Source organism: Flexilinea flocculi, from assembly GCF_001192795.1.
Lineage (GTDB): Bacteria > Chloroflexota > Anaerolineae > Anaerolineales > Anaerolineaceae > Flexilinea > Flexilinea flocculi.
Genome location: NZ_DF968181.1, coordinates 2,040,264 through 2,056,975, shown reverse-complemented (window position 1 = coordinate 2,056,975; position 16,712 = coordinate 2,040,264). Strand labels below are relative to the sequence as shown.

The 16,712-nt window shown below is 42.1% G+C and carries 12 protein-coding genes; 9 read left to right on the top strand and 3 right to left on the bottom strand.

What is annotated here, in order from left to right; translation table 11 throughout:
* The first annotated feature begins 380 nt into the window (after positions 1-380).
* From ATC1_RS13505 to rplT, 8 genes are all read left to right on the top strand, one after another.
* Positions 381-1,208 carry a formyltransferase family protein gene (locus ATC1_RS13505; RefSeq protein WP_062283375.1) on the top strand — a complete coding sequence of 276 codons (828 nt, stop codon included), beginning with the start codon at positions 381-383 and terminating at the stop codon, positions 1,206-1,208.
* 21 nt (positions 1,209-1,229) lie between these two features.
* Positions 1,230-2,330, top strand: a complete 1,101-nt coding sequence (locus ATC1_RS13500; protein ID WP_062283371.1) for a DegT/DnrJ/EryC1/StrS family aminotransferase — start codon at positions 1,230-1,232, stop codon at positions 2,328-2,330.
* A gap of 4 nt (positions 2,331-2,334) precedes the next feature.
* A complete protein-coding gene (locus ATC1_RS13495; protein WP_062283367.1) occupies positions 2,335-2,736 on the top strand; it encodes a sugar 3,4-ketoisomerase in 402 nt (133 codons plus the stop codon).
* Entirely contained in the window at positions 2,737-3,690 is a 954-nt protein-coding gene (locus tag ATC1_RS13490) for a glycosyltransferase family 2 protein (protein WP_062283364.1), read from the top strand.
* Positions 3,691-3,904: 214 nt separating this feature from the next.
* Positions 3,905-5,929: a hypothetical protein gene (locus tag ATC1_RS13485; RefSeq protein ID WP_062283362.1), complete on the top strand. Its 2,025-nt coding sequence runs from the start codon at positions 3,905-3,907 to the stop codon at positions 5,927-5,929.
* Positions 5,930-6,036: 107 nt separating this feature from the next.
* The gene (gene infC / locus ATC1_RS13480; protein WP_236688141.1) at positions 6,037-6,774 is read left to right on the top strand and encodes a translation initiation factor IF-3; all 738 of its coding nucleotides are present in this window, start codon (positions 6,037-6,039) and stop codon (positions 6,772-6,774) included.
* A 95-nt stretch (positions 6,775-6,869) separates the two neighbouring features.
* Positions 6,870-7,100, top strand: a complete 231-nt coding sequence (locus ATC1_RS13475) for a large ribosomal subunit protein bL35 (protein WP_062283359.1) — start codon at positions 6,870-6,872, stop codon at positions 7,098-7,100.
* An 86-nt stretch (positions 7,101-7,186) separates the two neighbouring features.
* The gene (rplT, locus tag ATC1_RS13470; protein WP_062283356.1) at positions 7,187-7,537 is read left to right on the top strand and encodes a 50S ribosomal protein L20; all 351 of its coding nucleotides are present in this window, start codon (positions 7,187-7,189) and stop codon (positions 7,535-7,537) included.
* A 182-nt stretch (positions 7,538-7,719) separates the two neighbouring features.
* On the opposite strand, the gene ATC1_RS13465 is transcribed toward rplT, so the two are convergent.
* The 3 genes from ATC1_RS13465 to ATC1_RS13455 are packed head-to-tail and all read right to left on the bottom strand — an operon-like array spanning position 7,720 to position 13,108.
* On the bottom strand, positions 7,720-8,562 hold the full coding sequence (locus tag ATC1_RS13465) for a PD-(D/E)XK nuclease family protein (protein WP_062283352.1): 843 nt from the start codon (positions 8,560-8,562) through the stop codon (positions 7,720-7,722).
* The gene (locus tag ATC1_RS13460) at positions 8,559-10,856 is read right to left on the bottom strand and encodes an ATP-dependent helicase (RefSeq protein ID WP_062283349.1); all 2,298 of its coding nucleotides are present in this window, start codon (positions 10,854-10,856) and stop codon (positions 8,559-8,561) included. The genes ATC1_RS13465 and ATC1_RS13460 overlap by 4 nt, the downstream gene beginning before the upstream one ends.
* Entirely contained in the window at positions 10,853-13,108 is a 2,256-nt protein-coding gene (locus ATC1_RS13455; RefSeq protein WP_062283346.1) for a hypothetical protein, read from the bottom strand. Before ATC1_RS13455 ends, ATC1_RS13460 begins: the two co-directional genes overlap by 4 nt.
* A gap of 595 nt (positions 13,109-13,703) precedes the next feature.
* Between ATC1_RS13455 and ATC1_RS13450 the strand changes: the two genes are divergently transcribed.
* Positions 13,704-16,712, top strand: a complete 3,009-nt coding sequence (locus ATC1_RS13450; protein WP_062283343.1) for a leucine-rich repeat domain-containing protein — start codon at positions 13,704-13,706, stop codon at positions 16,710-16,712.

Below are 16,712 nucleotides of genomic sequence, written 5' to 3'. Positions count from 1 at the left end.
ATATACCAGCACGCTGCTATTCCTCTTGTGATTCGAAATTTGAATAAAATTTTGTGTAATGTTTTTTAGGTGGAGCGTAAAATAATTTCAAAATAAATAAGTGATTTTTCCATATTTCGAATCATTTCTGCATCGGCTGTTTTCAGCAGAAAACCGGTTGATGTATTGCATTAAATTATACGGTATTTTGATTGATTGAGAGAAACCAGCATTCTTTGTTCATGATACCAAATACCAGGAATCCTTCCCATAAAGCAATTCGAAATATCGATTAACTTTTCTTTCCATATTTCAAATTACTGATTGACGATGATCGAGAGAGAAAAAAGTGAGATAAAATTAGCAGCATTGAACAACCTGGAAAATGAGGAAGCCGAAATATGCTGGCTATAGCTGGAAAAAATAATATCGCATGCGATTTATTGGAATATGCACTCGAGCGGATTGATCATCATGAAATTTGTGCGATTGTAAATCAAACCGATCAGGGAATTGATGGCTGGCAACGATCCTTTAAAAAAGCTGCAGCGCAATGGAATATTCCGATAGTCCCACTGGAATCGGTTTATGGCGTTCCGAATCTGATTTTTTTATCATTGGAATTTGATACGATCATTCGTCCTGATTTGTTTCAATCTACCCGTCTTTACAATATTCATTTTTCGCTTCTGCCGAAATATCGCGGGATGTATACCTCTGCCTGGCCGATTCTTAATAATGAATCTGAATCCGGAGTGACGCTGCACTGTATTGATTGGGGTATCGATACAGGAGCTATCATCGATCAGATTGCTTTTCCAATCACTATAACGGATAACGGCAAAGATTTGTACTTGAAATATATCCGTTACGGAACGGAACTCACAAAAAAGAATTTTGATCTCCTTTTAAGCGGAGAAATCGTTGCGAAACCACAAAACAGATGGAATGCAACCTATTATTCAAGGAAGAGTATCAATTACAAGGATTTGAAAATTGATTTTCAACAGCCTGCCATTGCCGTATATAATCAGATTCGAGCTTTTTCATTCGATGTTTATCAACTTCCGATTGTCTATAACAGGACGATTAACCGTTGCGTGATCACGGATGATCGTTCCCGAGGGAAAGCCGGTGCGATAATTCGTCAGGATCAGCAGAAAATGACAGTTTCCACCCTGGATTTTGATGTGATTTTATACTTCTCAATGGATCAAACGATCGTTTAGATATTGGAATCAGTGACGAAAATGAAGCAAATCAAAGCGAATGATATATCCCGCCTTTATTTTCGATATCAGGATGAGTTCGAAGAGAAGGCATTGTCTGTCTTACGAAGCGGTCATTACGTTCTTGGACCGGAAGTGACGTCATTCGAAAAAGAATTTGCCGCATTTGCTGGTTCGGATTTCTGTGTTGGATTAGGCAGCGGGTTGGATGCTTTGTGGCTCTCTTTTCGAATCTTGGGAATCGGCCGAGGGGATGAGGTGATTGTCCCTTCCAATACCTATATCGCCAGCGTCATGGGAATCACAATCAATGGAGCGAAACCTGTTTTTGTCGAGCCTGACGCGTATTTTACAATTGATCCGGATAAAATTGAATCAAAGATCTCTGAGAGAACAAAGGCGATTTTGTCGGTAAATTTGTATGGTCAATCCTGTCATATGCAGCGGCTGCGAGAGATTTGTGACACTTATCACCTCCTTTTAATAGAAGACAGCGCACAATCTCATGGCGCCAAATTCGATGGAAAATTCACGAATACCTATACCGATATTTCTTGTTTCAGCTTCTATCCAACGAAAAATTTGGGCGGTTTTGGAGAAGGCGGCGCGATTCTCACGAACAATCCGGATTATGACAGAGCTTTCCGCATGTATCGCAATTACGGCAGCGAAAAACGCTATTACAATCAGGTTGTCGGAACGAACTCGCGCTTGGATGAACTGCAGGCTGGCTTGCTGCGGGTAAAGCTGGCACATTTGAACGAAACGAATGAAGAACGCCAAAGATTGACTGATCGATACGCATTGGAAATCCAAAATCCGATGATTCTGCTGCCGAAAGTGCGGCCTTATGCTTCGTCTGTCTGGCATCAGTATGTGATCCGTTGTACAAAAAGAGACCATTTGAAAGCTTACTTGCAGGAACATGGCGTTGACAGCATCATTCACTATCCGATTCCGCCTCATTTATCCGAAGCCTACGGATATTTAGGTTTCCGTCGGGGGGATTTGCCGATCGCTGAGGACTATGCGGATACAGTGTTATCCCTTCCGCTTTATAATGGGATGACTGAATCCGAACAAGCGTATGTAATTCAGATCCTGAACAGTTATACAGGTTAACCGAATGAGAAAAGCGAAACTGATTGAATTTCCGCAGCATGGTGATGAAAAAGGATACCTTGTTGTCATTGAAGAAAAATTAGATGTTCCGTTTGAAATTAAACGAGTATTTTATATTTACGGAAGTCAGCGCGATGCGTTGAGGGGAAAGCATGCCAACCGGAAAAGTGAATTTATGCTGATCAATGTCAGCGGAACTTCCAAAGTGCGGGTGGATTATGGTAATTCAACCGAAGAATTCGATCTGAATCGTGCGCATGTAGGAGTATATATTCCCAAAATGGTCTGGAAAGAAATGTTTGATTTTTCTGAGGATTCAGTCTTGCTGGTGTTGTGCAGCGAACTGTATGATCCTGATGAATATATCCGAGATAAAGCAGTGTATTATTCGGAGGTTAATCAGTAAATGAAGAAAATTTCGATCATTATTCCGGTTTATTATAATGAAGAAAATCTTATCCCGCTGTATGAGGATCTGAAAGAAAAGGTTCTGGACCAACTGGTTCGATATGATTTCGATTATGAGATCATCTTTGTCGATGATGGATCCGGCGATCATTCTTTTCAAGTGATGACAGATCTGGCTGAAAAAGACGAAAAAATTGTCAATTTGCGTTTATCGAGAAATTTTGGTTCCCATGCTGCAGTTCTGGCGGGGCTGTCTGTGAGTACTGGCTGCTGTGCAACTATGAAAGCGGCAGATTTGCAGGAACCCTCGGAAATGATTCTTGAAATGATCGAAAAATATCTAGAAGGGAATAAAGTGGTTTTGGCGGTTCGGGAGGGCAGAGAGGAAGGGTTTTCTCAGCGATTCTTTGCAAACGCCTATTATTTTTTGGTTAAGAAAATCGCATTGAAAGAAATGCCCAGAAACGGATTTGACTGCTATCTGATCGACAGGAAAGTCATCGATGTCCTCAACTTGATGGAGGAAAAAAATACTGCATTAACTGGACAAATACTTTGGAGTGGGTTTCAGAGAGCGGAAGTCCGATATGTACGCAAAAAGCGGAATATCGGAAAATCACGCTGGACATTAGGAAAAAAATACAAACTGGTCGTCGATTCTTTATTGGGATTTTCATATTTTCCAATCCGCTTTATTTCATCGATCGGTGTATTGATGTTTTTTGGAGCATTCATCTGGATGGTTTTCTTGCTGATTAATAAACTGAGCGGAAAGATTCCTGTTACAGGATATACAACGCTGGCAATATTACTTTTAGGCGGTTTTGGTATTGTGATGCTTTCACTTGGTGTGTTAGGTGAGTATTTATGGCGTATGTTTGATGCAGCTCGAAATCGTCCGCCTTACATTATTGATGAAAACTCGAAAAAGAAGGATCCGATTTTAAAATAACTGCGTAATCCCCGCAAGTTATTAACGTGGTATTCAGCAATTCGAAATATGGGGAGGATTCATTTTTATTGTGATGATTTTGATCTTCACGCAAAATCATCACAATAAATAGTTTTTCCTTCTTAATTTAAATAGCACATCGATATTTCGCATTGTTGCGTGGTGATTCCAAAACTCCTGACGGAGAACTTAATCATTTGTTGAAGAAAAAAATATGAAATTAAGTGAAAAAATTTTATTAGGTCGCTGGTTCCCCTTTTTGCTTTTGTTGATTATGATCTGTACCTGGGCAATTCAACTGCCGCAGGTTGGTTTTTATCTGGATGACTGGGTGAGTCTTTCCGGATATGATCAGGGCGGTTATCAGGCACTGCTGGATTATTCCATCAATGACAGCCGTCCGGTCATAATGGCGTGGGTGCTGTCAATGGATTTTAAGATTGCCGGGACCAGTAAGATCGCCTGGCAAATCTATTCCCTCTTCTGGCGTTTTCTGGCAGGTGTCATCAGTTGGGCATTAATACGCCGTTTATGGCTCGAATGTAAAGAAATTGCCGCAATTTCTGCGATTCTATTTTCGATCTTTCCATTTTTTAAACATCAGGCGCTAAGTATCACGTACAATCAGATTTGGATGCAGTATCCCGTAATTCTTGGCTCTTTTCTGCTTACAGCGGCAGCAATTCAGACACAGAATATGCGGAAGCGGATACCGCTTTTTCTGATTTCTGCCGTATTGAGCGCATTTCAACTGCTGGTGACCGAATATTATCTGACGCTTGAATTATTGCGTATAGGTATTATCTGGTTCGCGCTTCGTCCTCAAAAATTGGCGATTAAGAAGCGGATTCAAAAAACGATTCTTTACGAATTGCCATTTTTATTCATCTTTTTCGCATATTTCTTCTATCGTTTCTTTATCATGCCGAAATTGATTCATGACCGGAACGAATTGGAAATATTGCAGCAGACCGATGGTGTGTTGTCAATGGTTGTGTTTGTGATTCAAAGAATGATACAGTACATAACCGAATCGGTCTGGGGTATCTGGTATCGCAGTATCAATCCTGCTAATTTTGATCTGACAAAGAAAAACACACAAGCGGCTTGTGCGGTTGGTTTTCTGATTGCTGTATTAATTTTTCTGATTTTGTTCCGACTCCGAAAGAAAAAACAACTGTTTTCGGACACAATCGATTCACGAGAGATTTTTCTGTTGGGTATGGCTGCAGCAGTAATCGGTTTCCTCCCGGGAATTGCGATCGATAAGACACCTTCTTCAACGTTTCTTTATCATGACCGGTTTCTGATTCCCAGTTTTTGGGGTATTTCACTTTCAATCGCAGCGGCTGCAGCGACTTGTTTGAATGGGAATGTTAAAAAGATACTGATTCTGGCAGCATTGTGCGGGATCAGCACATTTTTCCAGATTCAAAATTCCGCTACCTATCGATATGCTTGGGAATCGCAGCAAAAGTTTCAATGGCAGATGAAATGGCGCGTTCCAGATCTTCAAGAAAATACAGCCATACTCGGAGATGCGATTATCGCTTCTTATATGGGTGGATGGGCAGACGGAGGTATGGTTTTTGAGATGTATGGCAAGAATACGGGGCATAAACCGACTCCGTACTGGTATTTCAATATGAGTGGAAAGGATTTCTGGCAGGAGATTCGTGAAGGATTGCCACTTGGATATACAACGAAAATGTTTGAAACAAACATGGATTCAAAAAATTCGGTGGTGATCACAAAGCCCGAATGGGATCGGTGCCTTTGGCTTCTGGATGAAGCTGATTTAAAAAATCCTTACATTGATCCAAAAATGAAAGAATTGATTCCGTATCAGAATAAGAGCCGGATTCTCTATAATTCTGATTATCAGATGCCGACTGAAATATTTGGTTCGGATTTTCGCCATGATTGGTGTTATTACTATGAAAAAGCAGCGCTTGCAGTGGATCTCGGCGATTACGAAACCGTTTTTCGGTTGCATGATGAAGCGATTGCGAACGGATATAACATGCTGAAACCGGTTGAGATGACCCCCTTTATTCGGGGTGCTGCTATGAGCGGGAATTGGGAACAAGCAGCGCAATGGACGATTGATGCCAGCATTGAACCGCATATCACCTGGGAATATTTTAAAAACCTGTGGGAACTATTGTTCCGCGATACGGTTGATTCTCCGGCGAGATCTGCGGCTCTCGAAAAAATCACATCGGTGATTCAACCATAAACGGAATCGTTCTTTTCATATTATGAACAGCAGATGAAAGAAATTACACATCTGATAATGAAAATTCAATCTTCAGAGGAATTGGTGGAGTGAAATAATAAGGCTGGTTGTCAAAATTTGACCAGTGTGGTATATTTTATTCGGTATTCGTTCGGAAACTAAGAATTATTTCCGAAAAGAAGGAAGGAGCTACCATAAGTACACAAGATTTTCGTGTTAATGAAACTATCAGAATCCCTGAAGTTCGTGTAATCGATCATAAAGGTGAAAATCTGGGCGTAATTTCAACCCGTGAGGCGTTACAAATAGCGCGGGAAGCTGAATTGGATCTCGTTGAAGTCTCTCCAAATGCGAATCCTCCGGTCTGTCGTGTGATGGACTTTGGAAAATTTCTTTATGAGAGAACAAAGAAAGAAAAGGAAGCGCGAAAAGCCCAAACAAAAATTGAAATCAAAGAGATTCGTCTTCGGCCAAAGACCAATGAGCATCACCGGGGATTTAAGACACGTGATGCGCGCCGTTGGTTGGAAGATGGAATGAAGGTCCGTGTCACAATCCGCTTTCGCGGTCGAGAGATCTCATATCCGGAACTGGCACTTGAAGATTTAAAAGAGATTGCCCAAGAATTAAGCGATATCGCATCCATTGAACAGGCTCCGGGAATCGAAGGCCGCGTCATGAGCATGCTTCTGATGCCCAATGCAAAGAAAATTGCCAAACGGAAAGCAGCCATTGAATCCGGTGAGATTCAACCGGTCGTCATTGAAGATGAATCTGATGAAACCGATGAAGATTTCGATGATGAAGATGATGACGAGGACGAAACAACGGATTCTGAATCATAGAATTTTTGAAAACAAAAAATAGTGTATAATTAGCCCGCTAATCGAATGGCAAATCGTTCTGATTGCCATTGAATTTTGTTGTAAGGAGTTTCGTTGTGCCACGCAAACAAACAGTAGGTAAATTCAAACTAAAGACCCATAAGGCTACGTCAAAACGTTTCCGCATGACAGGGTCTGGCATTGTTGTTCGGACGAAAGGTGGAAAAAGCCATTTCCGCCGTCGTTCATCCGATCGAACAAAGGCGCTTTTGTCTGAGATGATTGTGGTTGAAGGAAAGAAAACCATTCAGCGCATCAAACGTCTCGCTCCATACATGGAGAAATAATCGTATTCTTTTTTAGTGCGACTGTCGGGTGTATATAACAAATCATTTTTCATGATTGACGTCCGAGGGAAGCAAAGGAGTTATTTATGGCACGTGTAAAGGGTGGTCCTCAGGGACATCGCCGTCACAAAAAATTATTAAAAATGAACGAGGGTTATCATGCCACTCGTCATAAACTGTATCGCCGCGCCAATGAAGCGATGCTGGCAAGTTTATGGTATGCATATCGTGATCGTCGAACACGGAGACGTGATCTGCGGAAGCTTTGGATTACCAGAATCAACGCTGCAGCTCGCTTGAATGGAATTTCTTACAGCCGTCTGATTTCCGGTCTGAAAAAGAACAATATCAGTTTGAATCGAAAGATGCTTGCTGATGTGGCTGTTCGTGACCTGCAGGCATTCTCCAAAATTGTTGAATTAGCGAAAACGGAATAAACAAAGCAAAAAAAAGAGCCTAAATAAAAAAAGGCTCTTTTTTTTTCTCTATGTGATGGAGGATTGCTTCGCTACGCTCGCAATGACAAACTACGCCCCTGTTGTGGCTCGCAAAACAATCTGTCATTGCGAGGAGGGCATAAGCCCGACGAAGCAATCTTTTCAAATTTCGAATTACTGTTTTAGAAACTTTCAAAATTCTTTTGCGCGGATTCTGACCCGCCTGCAATATCCTGATCCGGTTGTTGGAAAAAACCGAACAATTCGGAGTCCAGGAATTCGTCTTCCAAACTTTCATCTTCCAGAAGGGTTTCTTTAAAACAAAAGGTTTGAAAACGACAGAAGCGGCAATTATTTTGCTGGAGTGTCTGCGGATAATTTGCGCGATCATCATAGCACAATTTTTCTGCCATATCTTTGAAATAAAACAAATCTTTGTCATATAACTCTGCAGAATACTGCAAATGAATCGGATCAGATGGAAAACGTGCGTACCAGTAAACCATTTCAATTTGATCCGGCGAGATATTTCCTGAAAAATTCAGAAAATTTTGATGATTCTGCATCATTAGAAAGCAATAAAGCCGTGTCTGCGGTGAATTCAACAGGACTTTCGGATCCCCGACGCGTCTGGAAGTCTTCCAGTCAAAGATTTGAATTTTATCCGGCAGAAATGCAACAGCGTCCATATAACCGATCCATAGAATCTCTGCAAAAATTGCGGATATTTCGATTTCAGAGAAGATTTTGGCGTTATCGGGAAGTGGATTATATTTTTTAAAATTTTTCAGCCATTGATTCAAATCCGTTTCATAAACCTGGGAAATAAGTTCCTTGTAACTGACTCCCTGAATCAAACGATTGATAAAGAGATGGAATGCCTTGCCCTGACGATTGCTCTCTTCGATTTTTTCGAATGATGGCGAGACAGGTTCCGGCCAGGTTATTTTTTGAATGTGGGAAAGAAAGTACCGCCGCGGACAAAACAGATAATCCTGAATCTGAGTCTGACTGAACTGTTTCATGAGTGAGCCTCGTTTTGTTTTTTCCTCAGCATTGTACATGCGATTGCCTCGGATTGTTTACCGAATCGTCCGGTATTCCAGGAGACATACAAACCTTTTTTTGCACGCGTAATTCCGACAAATAGCAGCCTTAATCGTTCGGATGCAGCGTTATTATATGCTTTCTGGCTGCCTTCTCCTTCAACATACACAAGTCCTTGTTCCGGGAAACTGATTGTTTCCAATTGCTGCAGCGCTTCAGCCTGTAAATCAAGATTATTACGGATATAAAAGGGCCGTGCAATCTTTTTCCTTTGATTTGCCGAATTTTTTAGCAAATCCAATGTTCCGGATGGAAAATCGTAATTATTACAGCTTGTTAAAAAAACCTGATCCCATTCCAGTCCTTTCGCGCGATGATACGTGATGACAACGATCTTTCCCCGATACAATTCCGGATCAAATTGCGAATCTGTACTTTGTAATCCTGGATATACAGATGCATTGGCAGCCGCTTCCCGCAGTTTTTCTGCCAGTGCGTTTAATCGCAATGAAGGATCGGTACGTACCATTTGAGCCAGTATTCGGCCAAATTGGTTGGAAATCGACAAATCCTCCGAAGAAGTGAAAAGATCCTGAGCAATCAGCAGAATCAATTGGTCAATTTTAAGAAATCGGGCGTCCAGCCAACGTTTTAACAAGAAGCGAAAAGAGAAAAAAGTTTGCATGACAATCTCCGGATCATCCCAGCCGGATAATTCGCTTCTGAATGTTTCCTCGGAGAGCGGAAATAAGAAATCTTCCACATTTTGAATGGACAATAATCGATCCCTGGCAATTTTGCAGTGTTCAGGACTCAGGTAGAAATCATTTTCCGCATGATGATGAAAGAGCATTTCGAATAAATCAAGCCAAATTTTCTGATTCAGAGGTCTTGAAAGCCAGGTTAAGATTTTTGCCAGATAATCCGCAGTGTTTCTCGTTTTTCGGTTGCTTTTAAGAATTTCAATTACATCAACCGGATATTTTTCAAGTTCAGCAATAAATTGCGTTCCAAAATCATTGCTGGGCGTCAGAATGGCGAGTGTTTCTTCCGGATGTTTTTGGATGTGCTCATACGCAAGTCTGCTGATTTTTTCCACTTCTTCAGCGGGTTCATAATTTCTGGGATCATAGATAATTCGCCTGGGATCATCCGGCGGATTATGCTGCGGATCATCTTTGGGTGTTGTTTTAATATAAGGTTCGACCAGAGCGGTGCGGCAGGGGCTCGAAGGATGCTCGTGACTGGTCCATTTTACCAGCCGATTGGCTTGTCTTAAAACGCTCACGCTGGATCGGCCTGAATTGAACAAATCCACCGTTTTTTGTGCTTCTTTCAGGAAGCTTTTTAAATATTTGGGATCAGCAGTTGTGAAAGTCTCGTTGATCGCCTGATTCGGATCACCCACACGAACCCAATTCCCATGTTTCTGGGTCAGTAGACGCAGGATCTTCTCCTGGATCAAGGAACTATCCTGAGCTTCATCTTCCAAAATGATCGGCCAGCGATCCTGTAAAAAATCCAGATAGGCCGGATCATTTTGCAAAATATGATAGGCATGAAACATTAAATCGGCATAATCCAGCGCTGGATAAATTTTCAGCAAGGACTGATATGTCTCATAGATGTCACAAATGGCAGCTAAAATTCGAAAAGATCCGGCGGCATTGTCAGCGGCAATCGCCTGACGGATTGTCTCCGGCAGCATCATGTAATCCTTTGCCTGAGATATCACATTTCTGGAAATACTGATAACGTCCGACCGCCATTTTTCGGTATAAAATTTGTCTTTTTGATTTTGTGAAATCGTCGATTCTGCAAATGCTTCATAAATGGCTCGTGAATCTTTTTCCAGCCATAAATCAACCGCCCGAATCAGCAGAGCGTCAGAGGCAATTTCATCCAGAATAACAAAATCCGGATCAATTCCGAAACTTTCAGCTCTTCCGCGAATGATGTCCACAGCCATACCGTGGAGTGTACGAACGCGGTAACCGATTCCGGGAACCATTCCTTCTTCACTGAGAAATCCGGCAATTCTGGCAGAAAAATTGGCTACAGCTGAATTTGAAAACGTTACGATTAAAATCTCCTTTTCGAATTTTTCCAAATCCATTTGCTGGTGCAGTTGTAGCACATTTTTCTCAACCAGTCTGGCAGCCAGAGCAGAGAGCGTATGCGTTTTCCCGCTGCCGGGAACTGCGGAAATGCCCATTGTTCCGCCTGAATAGTTTAGAATTTCCGCCTGTGTGGGACGCGGAGTAAACGTCATCTTCCGTCCTCTTCTAAAAGGAATTGATTGGACTCATCGCCCAATATTTCCTCTTCATTTTTTCCCGCGATATTCATATCCTTGTCATCGATTCCGGGATAGAATGCGTCAGAAGATATTTCTTGTGTGAGTTTATTAGCAATTCCTTCCATGAAGTCTTTATTTTTTCCAAAGCGGTATGAGAGGTCTGCGAATAGATACAACAGACGAGATTTTTGATCCTGTCCGGATTCGGATAACTCACTTGCATAGACGCGAACCTGTTTTCTACAGCGCGAAAGTAACGCGAGAATTTGGCGAATCATACTGTCATTGTTGGCTTCATATTCTTTTTGAATATCCCATTGGTCGCCATCCTGCCAGGATCTTGAAAGGACGATATCGTTGGTAAGCTGTCCGTAGATACGTTCCCACCAGCGCGGACTGCCTGCATTGAGCCAGATTTGATAGGAGACCGGACGATTCATTACCGCATATGCGGATGCCAGCGAAATCAGCACAGAGTTCTCAGGCTGAAGAAACCAGTCTTCATAATATTGTGCTGCAATCATCCCTTCATTGACAAGGCGGAAGTAGTCTTTCCAGCTGAGCAAATCCTGATCCACATGTTCCAGAATTACTCTGAATTTTTTCAGAGATTCAATAACTTTTTTTATTCCAAGGTTCAATTCTTCCGCGCCTTCATTCCCGGCTGCAAAACCATTTTTTGTCAGAACAGTATGAAAAAAGCGAGATAGCGAAATGTCCGGTGTTTCTTCAATTCCTTTATTGGATAGGATCCATTGCCGAAAAGTGTCGAACAGAAGACCGATTGAGGTCGGAATCCGCTTGCGTGAATCGGATGGAATTTCCGAAAAAGCTTTTATTTCATAATCGACTGCTTCTTGAACGTCATTGAATATTTCTTTGAATGCTCTGGCAACCAGTACATGTCCACGAATCGGATCCAAATTCGGAATGATCGTCTGCAGCATTTGAACGATATCCAGAAGACGAGGATGGATTCCCCATTCAGGATGGATCAAGGCGATCACAGTCAAAATGCTTTTAGAGGCGTTTTCTCCGATCAGCGGTCTTGAGGGGCGATAAATGAAACAGGGAATGTTCTGAATTCGCAATTCGCGTTCCATGGAGGTATAAAGGACATCGGAAACCAGTGGTGCGATAATCACAATATCTGAGGGCAGGACATTTTGCCGATGAATTAAGTCCGCGACATCGGCAGCGGCTTGTTTTATCATAGCAGGATACTGATGGTAAGGATGGAAAGTATACGCAGTTTTGGGATCTCCAGGAAGGTCTTTTTGCGCGATAAATGGATTTTCAACACACATCGCCATGGATTGAATGGAATCCGAACAAATCAGTGTTTTTTCGAACACGATTTGACGGTCGCACAGCGTTTTCAGTTCGGCTGCAGATGAAGGATCACCTCCTAAAAAAGAACGAAATCCGCCTAAATGGTCAGCGATGATGAGCGCCGACTGGCAGTTTTTTAAGAGAACGCGGGCAAAGTGATGTGCTGCGGGAATATCCTCTTCAACGTTGTCATAGATAAAATGATGATAGGAAGATTCAAGCCATTTTTGGTATCTTTTTAACGGCAGCAAGTATTGTTGAAAGACCTCGACCTGGATTGAATAGTCCAACAGATTGTTCTGATAACAGATTTTTTTGAAAATCTCACCGCATTCCTGCGTCTGATCAAAAATCTGGAGCAGACTTTTTTCTCCTGTCCAGCTTTTTTTCATTCGCTCAGCATAGTCTTGAAATGGAAATTCTGCCGCTGCAGCTTTATGCATACTGATCATAATTTGATTATAAATTCGGCTGGATGGAACTCTCAGTGCGCTGAAATAACCTTGTTCAAGTTTGGATTCTATCAAACGTGCCATTAAAATTTGCGCAGTTTCGATTGTTAAAAAACAAGGTGGTTTTTCCGGAAAAGCAAAACCGGCTTTTTCTGAGATAATCGGCCAAAAAATCTGAAGACTGCGTTGAATGAAACCATTGTAGGTTTGAATCTGCGGCTTAACTCCCCGAGATGAGAATGCCTCCTGATATGGCTTTGCAAGCGTCCGATTCGGAATGAACGTCAGTATTTCAGAACCCAGAGCAACATTTTCAAGGATGCGGTTTAGCCTTGCGATGGCTGCTGTCGTCTTTCCACAGCCAAATTTTCCTTCTGCATAGATTTTTTGATTCAGCGGGAGATTGGCAAATTCTTCTTGAAAGGTCGTGAGTTGGATCATCTACTTTTTTCTACGGATTTTCTTTGATGAGGCTGGATATAATTTTCAACTTCGGATGTCTTTTTTTTTACCCATTTCAGTATACCGCGATCTCTCTCTCCACACAAATTTCAGACAGCAATTTCTATGAAAATTGGAATTTCATTTTCATTATTGGTTGTGTAATATTTTCATCTGTTGTTTGAAGTAATCCTTCTTCCCTTAAAAGTCTTTTTAATATTTCGAATTACTACCTCTTTATTCGATGTTTATCGATATTTAGAATTGTATAAAAAACTCATTCGATGGAACAAATTCTTCTGAGAATCGTATAACATGTAATCGTATTTTTAATATTACCGAGGGAAAATATCATACTTCGAAAAATGAAAAAGGTTATTTTTATTTCGAAAGGTCAATCGAAATTTAGAATTGCTTGTCATATTATCAAAGAATTGAAAATGGATGATTTTATTGGCGTGTACTTGGGTAGAATTGAATTATCAGTATTTCGAAGCATGAAATAGTTTTTGTTTTTTATTTCTTTTCGAAATGCCGTTTGATGTTTTGAGTTTTTGTTGAATTCTTTAATCTTTTTTCCTAAAGGATGGCTATCATGCGTTCTATGATTCATTTAAAAAGAAGGAATTATCTCATATTCTTACTGATCGTGCTTCTTTTCAGCATGTATATTCCCGTTTCTGCATTTTATCAGGACGGAACGCCTGCTTATGTAGGGATGAATGAAAATGATCTGAATACATTGCAACTGATTTACAACCAGATGACTCCGGAAGGGATTAATCAATCGGGGTGGTTTCAGGCAAATGATCAGCCTTGCACCTGGAACGGCATCGCCTGTGACGGAAACGGATCTGTCATCCGGCTTGATTTTGATTCAACAGATTTTTTCTGTTTCATTCCACCTGAAATTACCAATCTGACAAACTTGCAGGAGTTGCGTCTGAGAAATCTGGGACTGCGGGGTATCCTTCCCTCTGGATTATTAAGCATGCCCAATCTGCGTTCTATTGAGATATCCGGTAACCTTTTGACAGGCAATATCCCACAAGCTAATTTTCCGACACCTTTGCAGATCTTGATTCTTGAAGACAACCGCTGGACAGATGCCAAACAGCAGAACTTGAATAGTCGCCCCAATCTTTCGATTTGTTCCAGTGTTGTGACTTATCCGGAAGGTATTGATACAGAACCTGGTTTGGACGGATCCATTCCGGGATCATTGGGTAATCTTCAAAATCTGCAAAAATTGGACCTTTCCGGGAACAACTTGCAGGGTGAAATCCCCGGTGAACTGGAATACTTGTACAGTATCCAGTCCATCGATTTGAGTGATAACAGTACTCAAAATCCGCTCGTAATCAGCAATCCGACTTTGGCTCAACGTTTTTCTTCACTACCTGAAAATAATCTTTCCGGAGTATCGATGCCTCAAGCTATCGAAACGCCAGATTATGCACAAACAGAATCTTCAGCGATTGCCTATCAGCAGACAGCGGATGCAGCGGCAGCCATCGCCTATCAGCAGACAGCGGATGCAGCAGTAGCGATTGCCTATCAGCAGACCGCGGATGCAGCAGTAGCGATTGCCTATCAGCAGACCGCGGATGCAGCGGCAGCCATCGCCTATCAGCAGACAGCGGATGCAGCGGCAGCCATCGCTTATCAGCAGACCGCGGATGCAGCGGCAGCGATTGCATATCAGCAGACAGCGGATGCAGCAGCAGCGATTGCTTATCAGCAGACCGCGGATGCAGCGGCAGCCATCGCCTATCAGCAGACCGCGGATGCAGCGGCAGCGATTGCCTATCAGCAGACAGCGGATGCAGCAGCAGCGATTGCCTATCAGCAGACTGCGGATGCAGCGGCAGCGAATAAAGTTGTTGACGAAGACCTGGCAGTCTTATATGCAATTTTCAATAAAATGACTCCTTTTGGAAAAACAGATTCAGGATGGTTCATGACAGAATCTTCCTGTGAATGGAAAGGGATCACGTGCGAAAATCATCGGGTGACCGAATTGAAATTTGACTCTGTTGATTATTTTTGTTTTATTCCGGATGAGATTGCCAACTTATCTGCATTGAGAGTTCTCTCGCTTTCCAACATGGGTCTACGCGGAATAATTCCATCTGGAATACTCTCGATGGCAAATTTGACCATTTTAAATCTATCCAACAATATCCTTTCCGGATCATTACCTGAGATCGATCCTGCTTTATCCGGTCGCCTTTCATTGCAGACATTAGTCATTGCGAATAACCAGCTGACTGCTGAAAAACAATCGGATCTTGACAATCGTCCGAATCTCCAAATTTGTCAGTCGGCTGTTCAATATCCGGATCGAAGGAGAGCGGATAGTGGAATACCATTGCGTGGTGGAATACCGGCTTCGTTTTCTGTATTTTCGAATTTGCAGAATCTCGATCTTTCAGGAAATTTATTGGAAGGAGAAATTCCGTCTTCACTTGGCGATTTATCTCAATTGTCCGCCATTAATCTGAGTAATAACAATACGGAGAATCCTTTAACAATCAGCGACATGAATTTGGCGCAAAGGTTTGCCAGTTTGCCTCAAAGTAATCTTTCCGGCGTTGTAATTTTACAGCCAACGGAAGTTTTTACTGAAACACCAGTTCCGGTTATAACGGATACCGCTATCCCTCCAACCGATGTTCCTACGAATACATCCGTACCGCCAACAGGAGTTCCTACGAGTACATCTGTACCGCCAACTGCAATTCCTTCGAATACAGCGATTCCTGTCTTTACCAATACTCCGATCGCGCCGACAGCAATTCCGACCAATACGCCTGTTCCTCCAACAGCGGCACCGACAAACACTGCTGTTCCGCCCACATCGGTTCCGACACTGGTCCCTACCAATACGCCACAACCGACTATCGCCATCATCATTATCGTCATGACTTCTACACCGCAGCCTACGCAGCCTGTCATCGGATCACCTACGCCAATTCGCTGGATTACTGCAACACAGGTCCCCTGGAAAAAACCGACTCCATATTACTGGCCATATCGAACTGCGACTCCTGTACCATATAATCCTCCGATTTGGTATTATCCAACGTCAAGCGGAAATGTGACTTATCCGATAGCGACAGCATATGTGCCGCCATTGATAAAGACTCCAACACCGACAGTGAATCCGGCTTCAAAATTTGCATTCAACTATGTGACGGAAAAAATGACATCAGAAAAGATTCCCATGACATGGAAATTTACAGGAATGAAGGAGTACATGATTAATTTTCTGACGGCTTCCCGCAGTCTGTATCCAGGATTTGCGATGGAGTGGACTCCTGCCACAAAACTGTGTAATGCCTCGAATTGTAACTATGACATCGTGAAGATTCCGGATTCCTTACTCAAAAATGGTATGTTCTATATACAACTACAGGCAAAGGATTATTCTGGAAAAATTTATCAAAGTGATCCGATCGGTTTCCAGGTAGCTGGCAGTTTGACTCCAACACCTGTGCCAACTGAAAAGCCGGTTGAAAAGCCATCGATTGGTTCATTTTTCTCAAGACTACTGCGATTCATATTTTGGCCGCTGATAAAATTGTTCCAAGGTGGTTCCTGA

Coding starts and splice junctions, on each gene's coding strand:
- rplT (WP_062283356.1), top strand. CDS start 7,187: ATGGCACGTGTAAAGGGTGGTCCTCAGGGACATCGCCGTCACAAAAAA.
- ATC1_RS13455 (WP_062283346.1), bottom strand. CDS start 13,108: ATGATCCAACTCACGACCTTTCAAGAAGAATTTGCCAATCTCCCGCTG.
- ATC1_RS13450 (WP_062283343.1), top strand. CDS start 13,704: ATGCGTTCTATGATTCATTTAAAAAGAAGGAATTATCTCATATTCTTA.
- ATC1_RS13485 (WP_062283362.1), top strand. CDS start 3,905: ATGAAATTAAGTGAAAAAATTTTATTAGGTCGCTGGTTCCCCTTTTTG.
- ATC1_RS13495 (WP_062283367.1), top strand. CDS start 2,335: ATGAGAAAAGCGAAACTGATTGAATTTCCGCAGCATGGTGATGAAAAA.
- ATC1_RS13490 (WP_062283364.1), top strand. CDS start 2,737: ATGAAGAAAATTTCGATCATTATTCCGGTTTATTATAATGAAGAAAAT.
- ATC1_RS13460 (WP_062283349.1), bottom strand. CDS start 10,856: ATGACGTTTACTCCGCGTCCCACACAGGCGGAAATTCTAAACTATTCA.
- ATC1_RS13500 (WP_062283371.1), top strand. CDS start 1,230: ATGAAGCAAATCAAAGCGAATGATATATCCCGCCTTTATTTTCGATAT.
- ATC1_RS13465 (WP_062283352.1), bottom strand. CDS start 8,562: ATGAAACAGTTCAGTCAGACTCAGATTCAGGATTATCTGTTTTGTCCG.
- ATC1_RS13505 (WP_062283375.1), top strand. CDS start 381: ATGCTGGCTATAGCTGGAAAAAATAATATCGCATGCGATTTATTGGAA.